This window comes from Anabaena sp. FACHB-595 (genome assembly GCF_048568275.1).
Taxonomy (GTDB): domain Bacteria; phylum Cyanobacteriota; class Cyanobacteriia; order Cyanobacteriales; family Nostocaceae; genus Trichormus.
On record NZ_CP183473.1, the window covers coordinates 3,337,988 to 3,356,202 of the forward strand.

The following is an 18,215-nucleotide window of genomic DNA, read 5'->3' on the forward strand; positions in this document are numbered from 1 at the left end:
GTTGCACTGCGACGTTGGTGACTGCCATCAAGTTTTTTGATCTATGTCTTTAAGAAAAAGGGAACCAAACGTCTCTCGTGGCAGTATACCGGGCGTGTACCCGGAAACTTTAAACGAGGAAAATCGGTACCCACCTGGTTTAACCAGGTCATAAACTTAGGTAAAACGGCGTTGCGGTGAACTCAAAATATTTGGCTCCCAAAGTTTAGTTAAAACTCTGGGAGCTTTAATTATTGATTAGTAAAGTTTATAGATTATATAGCTGTTGACTGTTGACTGTTGACAGACTTGAAAGCCTTTTATTATCAGGATTTTATCTTAGCTTGATGTCCTAATTTATCCAGCTACGGCCATATAAGTAATTTCTCAGTCAGAATAAAGAATCTTAATTGATGGCAGAATTTCAAGTTAGTCAACACAGATGCAACAAATTCAACCAATATTAGAGCGTTAGAGGCTACTTTTTCCTGGTGATGAATATAAGATTCTGTATAACTTGATGCGAATTTGGCGATCGTTCAGAGTTAAGATCACAAACATCAAAGTTAAATTGTGGTTAAAGATACAAAACCTTGTCAAAACAACAACTTGCCAATCCTGTGTTTCCAGCCTCAGTGTTTCGATTAGACAACGGTTTGACATTTATTCATCAAGAAATTCCCACCACGCCTGTAGTTGTGGCTGATGTCTGGGTGAGGGCTGGAGCAATTCGTGAACCAGAACCTTGGTTTGGGATGGCACACTTTCTAGAACACATGATTTTTAAAGGCACAGCCACCTTACCCCCAGGAACGTTTGATCATCAAATTGAGAACAGAGGTGGAGTAAGTAATGCCGCTACCAGCTACGATTACGCTAATTACTCTTTGACTACAGCCGCGTCTTACTTGACAGATACTCTACCTTACTTGGCAGATTTACTACTTAATGCGGCAATTCCAGATAATGAATTTAGCCGAGAGCGGGATGTAGTACTAGAGGAAATTCGTGCCTGCTATGATGATCCTGACTGGGTAGGATTTCAATGTCTGTCGCAGAGCATCTACCAAGACCATCCTTATGGGCGTTCAGTTCTGGGTACTGAAGAAGAACTGATGCAGCAATCACCAGAAGCGATGCGCCGTTTTCATCGCGCTCACTACCAACCGGAAAATATGACAGTAGTGATTGCTGGAGGTATTGCCCAACAAGCAGCCTGGGAACTGGTAAATCGTTCATTTGAGAATTTTTCTAAGCCTGTTGAATGTCCGCTAGTTAAACCAGTAAGCAAACCAGTAATCAAGGGTATTCATCGTCAAGAGTTGAGTTTACCACGCATAGAGCAAGCCCGATTGTTGATGGCATGGGTTGTACCAGGAGTAGAACAACTCCGCACAGCCTACGGTTTAGATTTGTTGTCAGTGGTATTAGCAGAAGGGCGGACTTCTCGCCTAGTCAGGGATTTGCGAGAAGAACTACAATTAGTCCAAGGGATATGCAGTAATTTTTCTCTGCAATGTGAATCGAGCTTATTTACAGTTACTGCTTGGTTGGAACCGGAAAACCTAGAACAAGTTGAGGATTTAATTCTGAGTCATTTAGATGATATCCAAACCAGTGGTGTTAGCGAACAAGAAATAGCCCGTACCCGCAGACTTTTATGCAACGAGTACGCCTTCTCTACAGAAACCCCCAACCAGCTAACAGGGCTTTATGGCTACTACAACACCATCGCTCAAGCAGAATTAGCAGTCACATATCCACACCAAATTCAATCATTTGATACCCAAGAACTGCAACAATTAGCTAAACAGCATCTTTCTCTCCAGAATTACGCTGTTACCATCCTTAAACCTTATTCATAATGTCAGTCGTCAGTGGCTAGTAGTCCGAGGCTGCAAAGAAGTCGACAACTGAACAACTGACAACTGATAATTGACAACTGACAAATGACCCAAACCGTGAAACCATCCCTCGCTCAATCTCCCATTCATCGCACTGTACTAGACAATGGCATTGTCGTGCTGGTAGCAGAAAATCCAGCCGCAGATATTATTGCTGGGCGAATTTTTATCCGTGCTGGTAGCTGCTACGAAAAGCGAGAACAGGCGGGGTTAGCCCATTTGCTGGCTGCTGTAATGACTAAGGGATGTGAAGGACTTTCCAGTTTGGAAATAGCCGAACAAGTAGAATCTGTGGGCGCAAGTTTGAGTGCAGATACTTCTACTGATTACTTTCTCGTGTCATTGAAGACGGTAACATCGGATTTTCCCGAAATTTTAGCATTGGCGGGGCGGATATTGCGATCGCCTACATTCCCCGAAACTCAAATTGAACTGGAACGGCGTTTAGCACTCCAAGATATTCGCTCCCAAAAAGAACAGCCTTTCACTCTTGCCTTTGAGCAAATGCGGCAGGTAATGTATCAAAATCATCCCTACGCCATGTCAGTGCTAGGAGATGAAACCACCCTGAACAGCATCACCAGAACAGATTTAGTCGAGTATCACCAAACTTATTTCCGTCCAGATAACTTAGTCATCAGTGTTGCTGGTCGCATCACTCTACAAGAAGTAGTAGCCTTAGTAGAACAAATATTCGGTGATTGGCAAGCACCAACCATAGCCCCAGCAGTAGTTAACTTACCAGAAATCTCAGTCAACCCCCAGCACCGCTTAAAGCCTGTACAAACCCAGCAATCTATCGTCATGTTGGGTTATTTAGGCCCATCAGTCAGTTCTCCTGATTATGCCCCCCTCAAATTACTTTCTACTTACTTAGGCAATGGTCTTTCTAGCCGCTTGTTCGTAGAATTGCGAGAAAAGCGGGGGTTAGCCTATGAAGTATCAGCATTCTACCCAACTAGGCTTTATCCAGCATCATTTGTAGTGTACATGGGTACAGCACCAGAAAATACCAGCATCGCTTTAGAAGGATTACGGACAGAAGTAGAGCTACTCTGTAGTGAAGAAGTATCTACAACCAATTTACAAGCTGCTAAAAACAAAATATTGGGACAATATGCCTTAGGTAAACAAACTAATGGACAAATTGCTCAAATCTACGGTTGGTATGAAATTTTGGGTTTAGGAATTGACTTTGACGGAGAATTTCAAGAACTGATTGCTTCTGTAACTGCTCAAGACGCTTTAACATCGGCACAGCAGTATTTGCAGCAACCCTATGTGTCTTTAGTTGGGCAGGAAGAGGCAATTAATCGAGCAATTAATTAAGTAGATGCTAAAAGAGTAGGACTTACGCAAACAGGTTATCTGTTGAGACCGGGTGTAAGGGTTTCCAGCATTTATACCCCTACACCCTTGTCCAAACCCTCGATCTTTCGTTTTCATGCGTAAGTCCTAAAGAGGTCTGACTCCTTAGTCTTAATCCCTTCATCACTTACCACTCATTACTCAAAAAAGACTACTCAATTACCTCACACGGCAGTAATATTAGCATCAGAAGATTCTGAGAGCAATTTCTATGAAAGGCTGCTTGAGAGCAAGTATCAGTTACTTAAAACCACAAAAGGCATTTTGCTATTTCAGCACAAGCAAGTTGTATTGGCTACTTATGTTATCCTCTACAACTATGTTTGTTGACTCGTTGGCTGTAGTAGCGATCGCCACACCACAACAAATTGCCCAACAAGTTGTTATCAACCGTCCTACCCTTAAGATTGGTAGTCAAGGTGAACGTGTCTCGGAACTTCAAGCAGCGCTGAGGCTTTTGGGCTTTTACTCAGGTGCAATAGATGGAGTCTACAACGAGAATACGGCCAATGCTGTGTCTGGGTTTAAACAAGCAGCTGGCTTAACTCCAGATGGCATTGTTGATGCTGCTACCTGGCAAAGGTTGTTTCCTAGTCAAGCAATAGGTACGCCAATAGCGTCTATACCAAACTCAACGCCCAATCCACCAGCCGTGTCAACAACTGGTTTCCCTGTTCCCACTCAACCCGTTACCACTCCTACCGTTAACCCCAGACCAACAACACCCAATCCACCAGCTAACACCAGACCTGAACCTAGACTGGCTAATCCTAGACCTACACCTCCCAGACCAACAACGCCAACCCCAAGACAACAAACCCCTCAACGACCATCTTCCACCCCACGTTTCGGCCCTACACCATCTGCTCAACGAATTTCTGGTATACAATACACCTCCGAAGGCTGGCCGATTTTGCGTGTAGGAATGAAGAATTCGGAAGTTACCAAGCTACAGCAAAGATTGAGTCAGCTTGGTTTTTTAAAGGGTAGTGTGGATGGATACTTTGGGGTTCAGACTGAGGAAGCACTCAAAGCTGCTCAAAGACGCTATGGTATAGAACCTGACGGCGTAGCTGGTGGCGCTACTTGGGAGGCGTTATTGCGGCGCTCATCTCCTCAACGACGATAGACTGAAACAAGTTAGCAGTAGTGTGGTGTTGAGCCGAGTTTTGAGTCCTCAATGGCTATCTTAACTCAGCGTTAATTTCGTTCCTCACACCGAGGACAACGAAAATTAGTTTTTAGGACTTACGTATGAAAACAAAAGATCAAGGGTTTGGAGAAGGGTATAGGGGTATGAATCAATTCAAAATACCCTACGGGAAGCTAAAGCTACAAAATTCAAAATAAATGTTTGAAACCCTTACACCCTTACACCCATATACCCCTATACCCTTACACCCGGTCTCAATAAAAAATCTGGGTGCGTAAGTGCTAGTTTTATGTAATTCTTCTTCCAGTGATTGCTGATTTTTGCCAAACAACAACTGATGAAACACTTTTTATTGACATGGCTGGCTACTGCGGTAGCTTTGCTAATTACTGCCCATATTGTCCCTGGATTCACTGTTAAGAGTTTTGTCGCGGCTCTAGTTGCCGTAATAGTGATTGGGTTAGTCAATGCCTTAGTCAGACCAATTCTCAGTATTTTGTCATTTCCCGTTACCTTACTGACTTTTGGCTTATTCACATTTGTCATCAATGCTTTAACCCTATGGTTAGCTAGCGCCCTCATGCCTGGTTCTGACTTCCAAATTGAAGGCTTTTTCGCTGCTTTCTTGGGATCAATTGTGCTGTCTATTGTTTCCAGCCTCATTAATTATCTTCTGCGAGCAGTTGAATAAAGGTAATTAATGCCAGATTGACTTTGTGTTCGTAGTGAGCGATTAAATGGGTCTGTGAAGTAATTCTTCACGGTGAGAGCCACTTACTACGAACTTCAGCTTGTTGATCATGATGATACTTGAGCAACTGCGATCGCCACTACTCCTGGTTGTCCCGGTAAGCGAAAAATCCTTTTAGGAACCAACAACTTCACCCCCAGATTCTGCTTTTGATGAGATGAAGCAGCAAGAATAGCCGCCGCCTCGGCAACACTAGCAGTTCCCACTTTTTTGGCAATCACTCTGCTAGGGTTGGGAACGGCAACATTAGCCAGCATTTCTGCCGGGAAAGTTTTTAATGGCAATTGAAACAATCGACAAAATTCCACTAAACCCAGTTCTGAGACTTTTGTATCAATAGTGGCAATACCTACAATTATTTTTTGATCAAGTTGGTTTTCTTGAAAAATTTGGTTGATTGCTCCAGTGATTAAGTGATGAGAAATACCTGATTGACAACCAAACCCTAGCCACAAATTTCCCTGAAGTAACGGTTGTTTAGTAATTTCGAGTTTCACTACTAAAATGCTATTAGGTAGAGCTTGAGACTTTTAATTGCTCAGTACTGAAAAAGTTGATATTCTATACTATTTTGGCGTTTACTAAGATACCCATAAACTGATAGTTATAATACTGTTCTCAGAAACGAAAAACTATATATTGAGCATATCTAGCACAGTAGGAAACGCCGGGGGGAGGACGAGGTAAAAGTAGAAAGTATATTTACTTCTTAAGTTTTGCTTTTTTGATATCTTTAAAGCAAAAATATTTTACCTGGTTTACTTCGGTGTTTCAATTTCTTCATATTTTCGACGATAGCCACGTCAAAAAGTTTCAACCTAAATTTATATCTTTAGTTTTTCATTTCTGAGATAGTTTTTGATACCTCCTTAGCTTAGTATTTAATTAAATAACGTTATTTTTACTTCCTGTCAAGATGTATATCAAGAGTTTTGAACAATAAGTAAATTTAAGTCAGAATTCCCTAAAAAATAGTAATTTTTTGAAATAAATTTCTTAGTCCTTAGCTCCATTTCTCAGCATCCGATTTGGTTTTCAAAGGAAAAATTATCAAAGAAGCTTTGACTCCCCCAAACTGGAGAATGTTTTATTACTCCTGCGCCCCAGCCTGCTTGAGAATCTGGACTATACTCCTAAAACCATTAAACTCGGCAATCATCAAAGCCGTGTAACCACCCCGGTTTTTTAAATTTGTATCAGCCCCGCCTTCCAATAATATTTGCACCACCTTGTTATAGCCCCCAGAAGCAGCCCAGATTAAGGCTGTAGCCCCCACAGAGTCTTGGTAATTAACATTCGCGCCTTTCGCCAGCAATAACTGAATTACCCCCGGATGGTTACGTTCCGTGGCTTTAATCAAGGCTGTTTTACCATCACTGGCGGGGATATTGGCATTAGCGCCATAGTCTAACAATATTCTGACGGTTGCGGTGTGGCCTTGGGATGCGGCTAGGGTTAAAGGTGTCTCACCTAAATTATCTCCATGCACATTTGCGCCATATTTCAATAGTGTTTCGACTATCTGATCATGTCCTTGTAATGCTGCTACCAATAAGGGCGTATCGCCAAGTTTGTTTTTAATTTGGGTATTTGCGCCTTGATTCAGTAGCACCTGTACCACATCAACGTAACCTTCCACTGTGGCGAGGTGTAGGGCTGATTCACCATCTTGGTCTTGGTGATTTACATCAGCCCCTCTATCTAGTAAAATTTTGGCGATCGCTCCATTTCCTGCTGCTACGGCTGCTAACAATGCTGTACCACCGTCTTGGTTTTGTTCGTTGACATCAACCCCAGCTGCCAGCAGCACTTGTACCACATCCCCATGACCTGAATCGGCTGCTAACATTAACAGGGTTTCGCCTTCTTCATCTTCACAATTAGCGTCTGCACCACTTGGTAAAATTAACTGCACTACAGCCGCTTGTCCTCGCTTCACCGCTAGCTTTAAAGCAGTATCATCATCTTTATCGGTGATATTGACATCAGCACCAGCCGCTAACAAAACCCGCGCCACTTCTACATTACCTTTTAGGGCTGCTGCCATTAAAGCCGTACTACCATCTTCATTGGTAGCATTGACAGCAGCACCTCTAGAAATTAAAAGCTGCACAATATCAACTTGATTAGCACTAGCCGCTAACATCAAAGCCGTCAAACCATAGCGTTTTCTAGCTAAATTGACATTAGCCCCCCCATCTAAAAGCGATCGCACAATTTCCGTGTACCCTAGATTAGCAGCAAACATCAGCGCTGTAGTCCCGTCGCGATCGCATATATCCACCCCAACACCAGCAGCCAGTAGCGCACCCAGCCCCTTGATATCGCCACTCTTCGCCACCTTTAGCAGCAAAACATCGTTATTAGTCATTAGTTATTAGTCATTAGTCAATAGTCAACAGTCAATATTATTTTCTCAGCAAGTTGCTCAACGCCCCGCTACCGCTCTAAGTTGCTCCTCTTGGGTTAAGCGCAGCTAGGCTCACAGGGCTTAACAATCATCTTCACACTCTGTGGCCTCAATCACGTAACTTAGAGTTATGCTAATTTTTATTAAGATTTAAGGATTAGGCGAGAACACAATGAATCTGGAATTGTCTGCCTCGGTTAAATATTGGCTAAACTTCTTTCACCCATTGATGATGTGGGTGTTATTGGCGTTATCACTCTATGCGGCTTACTTAGGACTACAGCTACAGCGCACCAGGAATGCTCAAGGAGAACAAAAGAAAGAACTGATTAAAGGTAGATACAATGTCAGACACTACCAAATAGGATCGATACTTTTAGCCTTGATGGTAGCAGGTGCGATTGGTGGGATGGCTGTTACTTACATTAATAACGGTAAATTATTTGTCGGGCCTCACCTACTAGCGGGCTTAGGTATGACAGGTTTAATTGCATTTTCCGCAGCTCTATCTCCTTATATGCAGAAAGGAGCAAACTGGGCGAGGGTGAGTCATATTTTAATCAACTTCGTGATTTTAGGACTCTTTACTTGGCAGGCTATCACTGGCGTGCAGATTGTCCAAAGAATTCTGACTCAAGCTTAGTCAATAGTCAATAGTCATTAGTCATCGGTTATTGACTATTGACTATTAACTTACCGCTTTTTCTTACAATTACCAGGAAAGGAAACTCCAACAGAGTGGTGAAAATCTTCTTGAACTTTGCGAGTTAGGCGACGGGAAACTTGGCGGACAATTTGGTTGAGTAAGCGATCGCCTGTAGACTGAATTAGAGATTTAGGTAAACGCTGAATAAACCGTGGAAAGTGGAGACAAACAGTTAAATCCAATTCCCATTCAACTTTTGTCACCGTATGTTCACCAAAATCTTCTCTTAACTGAAGCGCAGCTCGATAATCCACATCATAACCAGGCGGTTGATAGTCAGGAATGGGAATTGTCCGGATGCAATAAATACCCTCTTGTGGCGGTAACAATTCTAAACCAATCTTTGGTTCGACTTCATAACCAAAAGAGCCAAAACGACCAATAGTTAGAGCATAACCATGTTCTCCTAGAGGTTGCACTTTCATCGGTTCGGCACAGCGTGTAAACCAAGAACCATGACTATTAAGATATTCAGCAACTTTTTGTGCTGGAGCATACATTTCCATTGAGTCGCTATAGCGACCATAAAATTTACTTAGTGTACCAGCACTCAATCCTGTGTCTGCATCCTCAGTTTCTGGGAAATTGGGAACAACAGGCACAGTTTTTTCTGTGATATCCAAAGATTGATATTCGCCGTTTGTTGAAAGCATCAATGCGTTCCCCTCTAATTTGGCGTTTGTCTATATTAATAATTCCCAGGCTGTGTGGGTGGTTTAGCACTAAATTACTATTTTGACCGAAACCTTATGAATCTGTCATGAACTTCATGGAATCACTACAATATACAGAGCAGTTATACATTAGTTACCCAGGATAGCGTTAATCATGAAAGCATTTGTAGCAGGAGCAACAGGTGAAACAGGTCGCCGCATCGTCCAAGAGTTGATAGCGCGGAATATTCCTGTACGTGCTTTGGTACGAGATGAACAAACAGCTAGAGCTATTTTGCCTCCTGATGCAGAATTAGTGGTGGGTGATGTGTTGAACCCTGCTAGTCTAACTGCGGCCTTGGGTGATAGTACAGTGGTATTGTGTGCTACTGGCGCAAAACCAAGTTTTGACCCTACCGGGCCTTATAAAGTAGATTTTGAAGGCACTAAAAATTTAGTGGATGTGGCAAAAGCCAAGGGAATTGAAAATTTTGTCTTAGTAACTTCTTTGTGTGTCTCCCAATTTTTTCACCCATTGAACTTATTTTGGCTAATTCTGGTGTGGAAGAAACAAGCGGAAGAGTATCTGCAAAAAAGCGGACTTACTTATACGATAGTTCGTCCCGGTGGTTTGAAGAACGAGGATAACTCAGATGCGATCGTCATGCAAAGTTCTGATACTTTATTTGATGGTAGTATTCCTCGGCAAAAAGTAGCTCAAGTCTGCGTCGAGTCCTTGTTTGAGCCAGACGCACGCAATAAAATAGTTGAGATTGTCGCTAAACCAGAAGCTAGTTCCAAAACTTTTACAGAATTATTTCAACAGTGTTAGTTAACAGTCAATAACTAAGGAAGATTTTTGAACTTTACCGGAATTGGTGCGTCTATTTTTGTTGTTAGATTAGAGAGCTAATTTGCAAGGAGTGAGAATCTGAAAGGCTTTGAACTCAAAGGGGCAGAAAAATTCATTGGCCCTATAGCCGCACTTCTCGGCTTTGTGTATTTATTTCAATGGTATATATTTGGAGAATTGCGATCGCCTTCTGATCCGATCTTTGGAAATAACTTACCACCTTTGGTCATGAAAGGCGGTGATCCCCATATTCGCGCTTTAATGCGTACCATTTCCGCAAGTGAAGCCAATGGAAACCGCCCCTACTCTTTGTTGTATGGTGGACAACAAGTAACTGACCTGAGCAAGCATCCTGAGATATGCGTCACTATTGTCACAGGCCCAAACACAGGTGATTGTTCCACGGCGGCGGGAAGGTATCAAATCATCAACACTACTTGGTTTGACATAGCCCCCCGCTATCATCCCAAACCATCACAAATGATGTTTTGGTCTTCCTACAGTTTTGAGCCAGAATATCAAGATTTGGTTGTTTACCGTTGGTTAAACGATTCGCGGGTTTGGGGAGTGGATATTTCTCAACTACTGCGCCAAGGCAAAATCAATGACGTTTTGCGGCGACTCTCCCCCACTTGGACAAGTTTAGGTTATGGCATAGAAACAAATTCTATTAGTCGTTCTTTGCCTAGAATTTATCAGAAAATGTTGCAAGAAGAATTAACAAGGGCTAGTCAATAGTCATTAGTTAACACTTGTAGTGATTAAGAGTTAAGTTAGTACAGAAATAATGTTTTTAAACGCAGAGGGCGCGGAGATTGCCCAATTTTATTAGCGGTGTACTCAGTACCTCGTTATGTCAAAAAAATTATTTAGTTTCTGCACAAATTCTAAGGTATTCTCAAAGTGAATATTATGTGCAGCATTACTAATTATTTTTAGCTGAGATGCTGGGGCTATCTTTGTCATTTTGACATTGATATCTATAAATTTTTTGTCATTCTCACCAACAAGTAAAAGTAAAGGAATCTGATTATTTTGCAGTTTTTCCCATAAAGATAGCTGGCTACCAATTCCCATAAATTGTAATGATTTAACTAACTCCAGGGGATGATTTTGCAATCGACTTTCTATCACCCTGGGAAACTCTGGATAATTTTTTATATTGCCGAAAATAGGCTGATTATACCAATTAAGTAAAAAAGTCGTAAAATCGGTTTTTTCTAAACTTCTGCCTAGCTTCTTAGCTATTTGGGCATCGCGTTTAACTCTATCTAATCGTTCTGCTTCTGTGGCTAAACCTGGGGAGGATGATTCTAAGACTACTTGATAAAAACGTTGGGGAAAATGTAGAGTTAAATATAAACCTAATCTTCCACCCATTGAATAGCCAACTAAAAAGCATTTAGTTATTTCTAATTTATCTAATAAATTAATTAAGCCTTGAGCAGTATTTGCCATTGAGTAATATTCATCTCCACCCAACACTTGAGTTTTCCCATGTCCGGGTAAGTCAAGTTTGAGATAAGAAAAATCATCACCTAGTAATTCTATAGCCGCGTCAAATTCATCAATATTCCCCATGAAACCGTGGAGTAACAGAATCACAGGTTTATCAGTATTGCCAGTTAGGGAATAATTAAATTGGTAATTCTCTATAGTCATATTTTAAAAGAAAAGCGATCGATGACTTATTTAGAGTCTATTTTCCGGCGAGATGTTACCACTGAAAAAGTTATGCGATCGCTTTCCTGATTTTTCACAAGTATCAAGCTACATTCACATTGGGTTCTGTTCTGCTGTGACGTAGGTAACGGCTAAAGGCGTTAACTCTCTTTCCAATTGAGTCATGACAGCATGATCAAAATCTGACCAGATGCGTTTTTCACCAAAGACACAAGGTTGTAGAATCCCCCACAGTTGACCATCTTGGCAAAAGTGAGCATGAATCAAGGCTCGATGTCCAAAGTTCTTGCGCTCAAATTCTTTATTTACAACTTTTGGGCTTGCAGTTTCCACATCTTCAACATAAACGGAAGCCTCAGTTCGTAGCGCAGCCGCAAATAAGGGATCTTCTTCGGGTAATGATGGCGGCTCTAAATTCCATTGGGAGTTGATCATATCGGGAATATCTCGATGTCGCCGCCAGCAATAAGCTACTTTACCAAGGCGGGTTTGCGGATTTCTCAGGTAAAGAAAACAGCGATCGCATTGTAATACTTCTCCCAGTGCTGGCAGAATTGCAGAAAAGACTGCATCTGGCTCAATGTGTTTATCTAAAATACTTTGTATGATTTCTGGTAAAGCTAAGTCATTCATTAACAAGCAAATCCTAAACTTTCATATCTTGTCAATGACCTATAACTGAACACATCACTCTATAGACACATATAATGTGCTAATTTTCTACAAGTACTTACGCATGAAAACGAAAGATAAAGGGTTTGAACAAGGGTATAGGGAAGGATATAAATGTTTGAAACCTTTACACCCCTACACCCGGTCTCAACAGAAAACCTGGGTGCGTAAGTCCTATTTACCAGAGGTGAAAAGCTTTGATACTGGATTAGTCCAAATATTCTACAATTTAACTTACTAAAAAATAGATTCTCGACTTATCTTAAAAGCCGGGAATCGATATAAAAATTAAGGTAAAAATCTATCTAACGCTGCTTTAAGTTGCTTAATTTCTTCTTCTATATTGCCTTCTTTGGAAGCTCTGGCAATACATTCTGTTAAATGTTCATCGAGAACAATTCTGGCTACCTTATCTAATGCACCCCGTACAGCAGCAATTTGTAATAAAACGTCAGGACAAGGGCTATTTTGTTGCACCATTGTTTTGATACCGCGAATGTGTCCTTCTATGCGTGACAACCGATTGACAATTCGCCGTAAAGATTCTTCGCTATGAACGTGAGCGTGAACCGACTCTGCCTGTCCGTGAGTATGATGTTTGTGGTCATGTTCTGCATCATGATTGTGGGACTCTTCAACTTTTTGAGGCACAGGCAAGGATTCTTGAGCTAATTGGTCTGATCCATTCATAGGGAGTTATAGCGCTGGTAATATTCAGATCCTACCCTAGAGATGGTCAGCCCCTTCAATAGGTGAGGCTACGCGTAGACTTCGGCGTGAGATTAATCAAACGCTTGTTTTCCCGCAGGGGTACAGGGCATTCAAAACTCGAAATCTCACACCTGTTCCAGCCCCTCTGCTTTCTCCTCATCCCTAGTCCTTTGGTAAAACCCGAACCTTGGAAGTGGGAATCTCTACAATAGCTATGAGGTTAAATATTCAATTAACTTTAATTAGAGCTAGAGAATCAGTACTTGATTTTTGATAAGTAGGTTGGGCAATGCCCACCAAGATCGTGATACGGTGGGCATTGCTACAGACACTCAGATTTTTTCAAATTATCTAATCCGATTTCTATAGCCGATTGAAATTTTAAGCAGGAATGTGAGGTTTCCATGTAGTGATTAGTATGCAAATTTGTCAAAATAATTTTAAATTGGGCAAAATTTAGACTTCTAGATTAGGTTGTGAATATGCAATTTTCCAAATTATCCAGGTCTATACGCCAACTCGGTACTCATGTATTAGCAATATTTATAGGAGTTGTATTAACGGTTAGCAGTTTGCGTGTTTTGCCGTCGCAAGCGGAACCAGCGCCTAATCCTAGTACAACTGGATCTGCGCCGGAACTAGTTGCTCAAAGACAATCACCAACTGCGGCTGTTATCGGTAACAGTAGTTTTGTGACAGCAGCTGTGAATCGTGTTGGTTCAGCAGTGGTGAGGATTGATACAGAACGCACAATTACACGCCGGGTAGATCCATTTTTGGAAGATCCCTTTTTCCGGCGCTTTTTTGGTGAAGGCTTTCAGGGACAGTTGCCACCAGAACAGATGCGTGGTTTAGGTTCGGGATTTATCATTGATAAAAGTGGCTTAATCTTAACTAATGCCCATGTGGTAGATAAAGCCGATCGCGTGACTGTTCGCCTGAAAGATGGCCGTAGTTTTGACGGTAAGGTGCAAGGCATTGATGAAGTCACGGATTTAGCGGTGGTGAAAATCAACGCGGGTAATAGTCTACCAGTTGCACCCTTGGGTTCTTCTAATAATGTCCAAGTGGGAGACTGGGCGATCGCAGTTGGTAATCCTTTGGGTTTTGATAATACTGTTACTTTGGGTATTGTCAGCACCCTCAAGCGTTCTAGCGCTCAAGTGGGGATTACTGATAAGCGTTTAGATTTCATCCAAACTGATGCAGCCATTAACCCTGGTAACTCTGGTGGCCCGTTGTTAAATGACAAGGGTGAAGTGATTGGGATTAACACTGCCATTCGTGCTGATGCAATGGGGATTGGATTTGCGATTCCTATTGATAAAGCTAAAGCGATCGCTACTCAATTGGAACGAGATGGTAAAGTTGCTCACCCCTATTTAGGTGTACAAATGGCAACTTTAACACCTGAATTAGCTCAACAAAATAATATTGACCCCAATTCGGCTTTTGCAATTCCCGAAGTTAACGGTGTTTTGGTGATTCGAGTAGTACCTAACTCCCCGGCTGCTAATGCTGGTATCCGACGCGGTGATGTGATTTTGCAAGTTGATGGTCAAGCAATCACCACTGCGGAACAGTTACAAAACGTTGTGGAAAACAGTCGCCTCGGTCAAGCGTTACAAGTGAGATTGCAACGAGGTAATCAGACACAGCAGTTATCAGTACGCACGGCTGAATTGCAAAATGCTGCTTAAGGAATAATCAGGTTGATTCATGAGTATAGGGGTGTTTTTTAATACCCCTATATTTTTTATAGGTTAGTGACTGCTATAGGGCTGCTATTTAATGCTATATAGAAAATTTGGACGCACAGAATTACAGATGCCGGTGTTCTCTTGCGGCGGCATGAGATACCAATATAAATGGCAAGATGTTAGTTATTCGGATATTCCGGCGGATCAGCAAGCAAATCTGGAAGCAACTATTAATCGCGCTATTGAGGTGGGGATCAATCACATTGAAACTGCCCGTGGTTATGGTAGTTCCGAAATGCAATTGGGGAAAATATTGCCTAAGTTTCCCCGCGAAAAATTAATTGTCCAAACCAAACTTGCGCCTGTTGCCGATGGGAAAGAGTTCCGCAAAACTTTTGAGCAATCATTGAGTTATCTTCAGTTAGACTACGTAGATTTACTAGGAATACATGGAATTAATACTCCTGAGTTATTAGACTATAGTGTACGTCCTGGGGGTTGTTTGGACGTAGTGCAACAGTTGCAAGCAGAAGGTAAAGTCCGATTTGTGGGCTTTTCCACCCACGGTTCTACGGATGTAATCATCCAGGCAATTAATACTAACCAATTTGATTATGTCAACCTGCACTGGTACTACATCAATCAATGGAATTGGCCAGCCATTGAAGCGGCTACCCGTCATGATATGGGGGTGTTTATTATTAGCCCCACAGATAAGGGAGGTCAGCTTTATAATCCACCTCAAAAATTAGTGGATTTATGCGCCCCTTTAAGTCCGATGGTGTTTAATGATTTATTTTGTCTGAGTCATTCTCAAGTGCATACCTTGAGTTTAGGCGCAGCTAAACCCCAAGATTTTGATGAACACTTGCAGACATTGGACTTAATAAACCGGGCATCAGAGATTTTACCACCAATTTTAGGGAGGTTGGAAGATGCAGCGATCGCCTCTTTGGGAGAAGATTGGGTAAAAACCTGGGAAACCAATTTACCCCAATGGGAACAAACCCCTGGTCAGATAAATATCCGGGTGATTTTATGGCTGCTAAATCTAGCTACTACCTACGATTTAGTGGACTATGCCAAAATGCGGTACAACTTATTGGGCAACGCTAGTCACTGGTTCCCTGGTAACAAAGCCGATAAACTCAACGAAATAGACTTGCAGCAATGCCTCAGATATAGTCCTCATGCTGATAAAATTCCCCAATTTTTAGCCAAGGCGCATCAATTATTAGCAGGTGAAGAATTGCAGCGTTTATCTCAGAGCTAAGGCAAAGGGCAGTCTCTTCCTGACTTGAAAGGGGTATAGGGGTATAAGGCAATACCGTTCAGTTACGGCTAAAAATAAAAAACTAGTGTAGCGACTGTCTTAAAAGAGCGCTAATTGCACAATTCCTTATTTCCTCGCCTCTTGTAACTGTTGAGCGGCTCCACCCTGTTGAGACAGTATCAAAGTAGCCCCAGCGACTGCTAGCACCCCAATTATTGCTAAACCCAAAACAGTAGTTTGATATTTCAACTTGATGACTGTGGCTAATATTTCCATAGCTGTAGCATTACCAGTGACTTGAATAGGCTGTAGTGCTGCCAAAGCATCGGCGGCATTAGTATAGCGATATTGCCACTTGGGTTCCACCATACCCATTAACCAGGAGCGGAAGCGTAAATCGATTTGAGAATCTAGTTTCTGAAAATCAAAATAACCCTTACTGTCAATCAACTTACCAATATCTACAGAACGGATATTAGCAAGTAAACAAATTAGTGTCGCCCCTACACTGTATAAATCTGAAGCCAAAGATAAAGAATAGCCTAATTGTTCCTCTGGTGGTATAAAGCCTGGTGTTCCTGTTAGTAAGCTGGTGAGAGCTATTTTTGTATCTTGCACCCTAGCTAAACCAAAATCTACTAAGTAAGCATTCAGTTGCTCATCGACTAAGATATTTTCTGGTTTGATATCCCGATGAATAATTGGGTCAATTCGTTGCTGTAAATACACCAAAATTTCTAAAACTGATACAGCTATTTGCTTAATTTCTTCTGGCTGAAAGCTGCGTTTTGAGCTTAAGGGTAGAGCGTGTTTATACTCCTGGACTAAATAGAAACCTGTCTGAGTTGCAAAAGAATCTAGATAGCGAGGAATGCGGGGATGATTTAGTTTTTGCAAGATTTTCGCTTCACTTTCATAAGCTGTAAAATCACACCAGTCAGTATAGGTATGAGCAAAACTAAATTCTTTAATTACTACCTGTTGCTTAGACTGATGATGATGAGCTAAATAAGTGATGCGACCTTCTTCTTGGTTCCGTCCGAGTTCTTGAATAACTTGATAACCTAAAGCAGAACAATCTGGATGATTGATTAAGGGAATTGCTCCTTTATTAAACGCATCAAGCTCCATTACACACCACCTGAGTTTGATTTTGTCAAGGTGCAATCCAAAAATTATAAATACTCACCCAGATTATTACCTGCCATTCTGCCTTAATCGCGCTATGGAGTGGGGCATAGGGAGTAGAAGCAGCCGGGAGCAGAACTGATGCCCAGATTTTCCCTCCTTCCTTTACTCCTTGCCCCAATTCCTAACTTTTGCCAATCTCAGTCTTTATTTTCTCCGTGCAAGCCAATCAATAATCTGGGCGTTGACGACATTTGGAACTTCATCGTGGGGACAATGACCAGCACCAGGAATGGGAATAATTGTTATGTCTTTGCCATTCTCCTGGGCTTGTTCGTAAATCTTCGCCCCTGTAATTGGTGTCCAGGGGTCATCAGCACCCCAAATTACTAGTAAAGGACGCTCTACTTGGGGTAATAGTTCCTCTGGTGTGGGGCCAGGAGGTGCTGTGAGGATGGAGGCGAAAACTTGCTGCGCTCCAGGATCACAGGATGGGGTATAAAGTAAATCAACTAATTCATCAGTGACGGCTGTACGATCGCGGTAAACTTGGTAGAGAGTGCGGCGAATTTGAGATTTTTGGCGGATACGGTTAAAGACAAATTTACCTGTAATGGGCGATCGCACTACTCTATTAAATGTTGCCATCACAATCCGTAGTGGTGGGTTCAGTTCATGGGGACGATGGCTCAAACCACCTGCTGAGTTGATTAAAACACCACCAGATGTAATCTCTGGATGTTTTGCCAATATTATCAGGCTTAAAAGCGCACCAATGGAGTTACCGACAAATACGGCTGGTTGTTGAATATGGGCTGTCCAAAAGTCTTTGAGCAGTTCTACCCAAACATCTACACTGTAGTCAATTGCTGCTTTCTCAGAACCACCAAAACCCAACAAATCAATAGCAAAGATTTGGTAGCCAGCATTTGCCAAAACTGGAATGTTCTTGCGCCAATGTCCGATGGAAGCACCAAAGCCGTGAACTAGTACTAATGGCTGTCCAGTACCCATGACTGTGTACTGAATTTTGTGATTGCGCCAAGTCCACACTAGTTTATCAAAATTAGCGATCACCTGTGTGGCGTAGTCTATCGCTGCTGGCGGTTGAGCCTTTAAAGTCATTATTATTAAGATTTCTAAACTATTGCTTTATATATTAAAGCAGGGGAGCAGGGAGCAGAGGAGAAAACCCCCCCAAAGGAAAAGATAATCCACTCATTACCAATTACCAATTACCTATTACCCATTACTCTATGCACTACTCCAGT

General features: G+C 41.9%; 17 protein-coding genes and 1 other RNA gene. 10 read left to right on the plus strand and 8 right to left on the minus strand.

Annotated elements, in window-relative coordinates; genetic code table 11:
- The 5 genes from ssrS to ACN222_RS13730 all read left to right on the plus strand — a co-directional run bounded on the left by ssrS (window position 1) and on the right by ACN222_RS13730 (window position 5,095).
- Window positions 1-184, plus strand: a non-coding RNA gene (gene ssrS / locus ACN222_RS13710) — 6S RNA.
- A gap of 415 nt (window positions 185-599) precedes the next feature.
- Window positions 600-1,844 (plus strand): M16 family metallopeptidase, encoded by a 1,245-nt coding sequence (locus ACN222_RS13715; protein WP_010996896.1) that lies wholly within the window; start codon window positions 600-602, stop codon window positions 1,842-1,844.
- 84 nt (window positions 1,845-1,928) lie between these two features.
- Complete coding sequence (locus tag ACN222_RS13720; protein WP_010996897.1) at window positions 1,929-3,212, plus strand: M16 family metallopeptidase; 1,284 nt, start codon at window positions 1,929-1,931, stop codon at window positions 3,210-3,212.
- 250 nt (window positions 3,213-3,462) lie between these two features.
- The gene (locus tag ACN222_RS13725) at window positions 3,463-4,380 is read left to right on the plus strand and encodes a peptidoglycan-binding domain-containing protein (protein ID WP_010996898.1); all 918 of its coding nucleotides are present in this window, start codon (window positions 3,463-3,465) and stop codon (window positions 4,378-4,380) included.
- A 361-nt stretch (window positions 4,381-4,741) separates the two neighbouring features.
- A complete protein-coding gene (locus tag ACN222_RS13730) occupies window positions 4,742-5,095 on the plus strand; it encodes a phage holin family protein (protein WP_010996899.1) in 354 nt (117 codons plus the stop codon).
- 107 nt (window positions 5,096-5,202) lie between these two features.
- Here the strand turns inward: ACN222_RS13730 and ACN222_RS13735 are convergent, their stop codons facing one another.
- The gene (locus ACN222_RS13735; protein WP_010996900.1) at window positions 5,203-5,652 is read right to left on the minus strand and encodes a cobalamin biosynthesis protein; all 450 of its coding nucleotides are present in this window, start codon (window positions 5,650-5,652) and stop codon (window positions 5,203-5,205) included.
- A gap of 593 nt (window positions 5,653-6,245) precedes the next feature.
- The gene (locus tag ACN222_RS13740; RefSeq protein ID WP_010996901.1) at window positions 6,246-7,526 is read right to left on the minus strand and encodes an ankyrin repeat domain-containing protein; all 1,281 of its coding nucleotides are present in this window, start codon (window positions 7,524-7,526) and stop codon (window positions 6,246-6,248) included.
- A 211-nt stretch (window positions 7,527-7,737) separates the two neighbouring features.
- Here ACN222_RS13740 and ACN222_RS13745 point away from each other — a divergent pair, with 211 nt between their 5' ends.
- Window positions 7,738-8,208, plus strand: coding sequence for a DUF4079 domain-containing protein (locus ACN222_RS13745; protein ID WP_010996902.1), 471 nt, complete (start codon window positions 7,738-7,740; stop codon window positions 8,206-8,208).
- A gap of 50 nt (window positions 8,209-8,258) precedes the next feature.
- On the opposite strand, the gene ACN222_RS13750 is transcribed toward ACN222_RS13745, so the two are convergent.
- Window positions 8,259-8,924, minus strand: coding sequence for a DUF1997 domain-containing protein (locus tag ACN222_RS13750; RefSeq protein ID WP_044521477.1), 666 nt, complete (start codon window positions 8,922-8,924; stop codon window positions 8,259-8,261).
- Window positions 8,925-9,099: 175 nt separating this feature from the next.
- Between ACN222_RS13750 and ACN222_RS13755 the strand changes: the two genes are divergently transcribed.
- Both ACN222_RS13755 and ACN222_RS13760 read left to right on the plus strand, forming a co-directional pair.
- Window positions 9,100-9,756, plus strand: coding sequence for an SDR family oxidoreductase (locus ACN222_RS13755; RefSeq protein WP_010996904.1), 657 nt, complete (start codon window positions 9,100-9,102; stop codon window positions 9,754-9,756).
- Between the two features lie 135 nt (window positions 9,757-9,891).
- Window positions 9,892-10,515 carry a glycoside hydrolase family protein gene (locus tag ACN222_RS13760; protein WP_231865564.1) on the plus strand — a complete coding sequence of 208 codons (624 nt, stop codon included), beginning with the start codon at window positions 9,892-9,894 and terminating at the stop codon, window positions 10,513-10,515.
- A 102-nt stretch (window positions 10,516-10,617) separates the two neighbouring features.
- On the opposite strand, the gene menH is transcribed toward ACN222_RS13760, so the two are convergent.
- The 3 genes from menH to ACN222_RS13775 form a co-directional block, all read right to left on the minus strand.
- Window positions 10,618-11,439, minus strand: a complete 822-nt coding sequence (menH, locus tag ACN222_RS13765) for a 2-succinyl-6-hydroxy-2,4-cyclohexadiene-1-carboxylate synthase (RefSeq protein ID WP_010996906.1) — start codon at window positions 11,437-11,439, stop codon at window positions 10,618-10,620.
- Between the two features lie 114 nt (window positions 11,440-11,553).
- Window positions 11,554-12,093: a GAF domain-containing protein gene (locus ACN222_RS13770; RefSeq protein ID WP_010996907.1), complete on the minus strand. Its 540-nt coding sequence runs from the start codon at window positions 12,091-12,093 to the stop codon at window positions 11,554-11,556.
- A 327-nt stretch (window positions 12,094-12,420) separates the two neighbouring features.
- The gene (locus ACN222_RS13775; protein WP_010996909.1) at window positions 12,421-12,822 is read right to left on the minus strand and encodes a metal-sensing transcriptional repressor; all 402 of its coding nucleotides are present in this window, start codon (window positions 12,820-12,822) and stop codon (window positions 12,421-12,423) included.
- Between the two features lie 503 nt (window positions 12,823-13,325).
- Here ACN222_RS13775 and ACN222_RS13780 point away from each other — a divergent pair.
- Window positions 13,326-14,543 (plus strand): HhoA/HhoB/HtrA family serine endopeptidase, encoded by a 1,218-nt coding sequence (locus ACN222_RS13780; RefSeq protein WP_044521481.1) that lies wholly within the window; start codon window positions 13,326-13,328, stop codon window positions 14,541-14,543.
- A gap of 91 nt (window positions 14,544-14,634) precedes the next feature.
- Window positions 14,635-15,816, plus strand: coding sequence for an aldo/keto reductase (locus tag ACN222_RS13785; RefSeq protein ID WP_010996912.1), 1,182 nt, complete (start codon window positions 14,635-14,637; stop codon window positions 15,814-15,816).
- A 126-nt stretch (window positions 15,817-15,942) separates the two neighbouring features.
- Here ACN222_RS13785 and ACN222_RS13790 read toward each other — a convergent pair whose 3' ends face one another.
- Window positions 15,943-16,947: a serine/threonine protein kinase gene (locus tag ACN222_RS13790; protein ID WP_010996913.1), complete on the minus strand. Its 1,005-nt coding sequence runs from the start codon at window positions 16,945-16,947 to the stop codon at window positions 15,943-15,945.
- 204 nt (window positions 16,948-17,151) lie between these two features.
- A complete protein-coding gene (locus tag ACN222_RS13795) occupies window positions 17,152-18,069 on the minus strand; it encodes an alpha/beta fold hydrolase (RefSeq protein WP_010996914.1) in 918 nt (305 codons plus the stop codon).
- Window positions 18,070-18,215: the final 146 nt, after the last annotated feature.

What these genes read in the sequence shown, in the direction of transcription:
- ACN222_RS13775 (WP_010996909.1), bottom strand. Translation starts at nt 12,822, where the DNA reads ATGAATGGATCAGACCAATTAGCTCAAGAATCCTTGCCTGTGCCTCAA.
- ACN222_RS13740 (WP_010996901.1), bottom strand. Translation starts at nt 7,526, where the DNA reads ATGACTAATAACGATGTTTTGCTGCTAAAGGTGGCGAAGAGTGGCGAT.
- ACN222_RS13730 (WP_010996899.1), top strand. Translation starts at nt 4,742, where the DNA reads ATGAAACACTTTTTATTGACATGGCTGGCTACTGCGGTAGCTTTGCTA.
- ACN222_RS13770 (WP_010996907.1), bottom strand. Translation starts at nt 12,093, where the DNA reads ATGAATGACTTAGCTTTACCAGAAATCATACAAAGTATTTTAGATAAA.
- ACN222_RS13785 (WP_010996912.1), top strand. Translation starts at nt 14,635, where the DNA reads ATGCTATATAGAAAATTTGGACGCACAGAATTACAGATGCCGGTGTTC.
- ACN222_RS13780 (WP_044521481.1), top strand. Translation starts at nt 13,326, where the DNA reads ATGCAATTTTCCAAATTATCCAGGTCTATACGCCAACTCGGTACTCAT.
- ACN222_RS13755 (WP_010996904.1), top strand. Translation starts at nt 9,100, where the DNA reads ATGAAAGCATTTGTAGCAGGAGCAACAGGTGAAACAGGTCGCCGCATC.
- ACN222_RS13725 (WP_010996898.1), top strand. Translation starts at nt 3,463, where the DNA reads ATGAAAGGCTGCTTGAGAGCAAGTATCAGTTACTTAAAACCACAAAAG.
- ACN222_RS13750 (WP_044521477.1), bottom strand. Translation starts at nt 8,924, where the DNA reads ATGCTTTCAACAAACGGCGAATATCAATCTTTGGATATCACAGAAAAA.
- ACN222_RS13790 (WP_010996913.1), bottom strand. Translation starts at nt 16,947, where the DNA reads ATGGAGCTTGATGCGTTTAATAAAGGAGCAATTCCCTTAATCAATCAT.
- menH (WP_010996906.1), bottom strand. Translation starts at nt 11,439, where the DNA reads ATGACTATAGAGAATTACCAATTTAATTATTCCCTAACTGGCAATACT.
- ACN222_RS13795 (WP_010996914.1), bottom strand. Translation starts at nt 18,069, where the DNA reads ATGACTTTAAAGGCTCAACCGCCAGCAGCGATAGACTACGCCACACAG.
- ACN222_RS13720 (WP_010996897.1), top strand. Translation starts at nt 1,929, where the DNA reads ATGACCCAAACCGTGAAACCATCCCTCGCTCAATCTCCCATTCATCGC.
- ACN222_RS13745 (WP_010996902.1), top strand. Translation starts at nt 7,738, where the DNA reads ATGAATCTGGAATTGTCTGCCTCGGTTAAATATTGGCTAAACTTCTTT.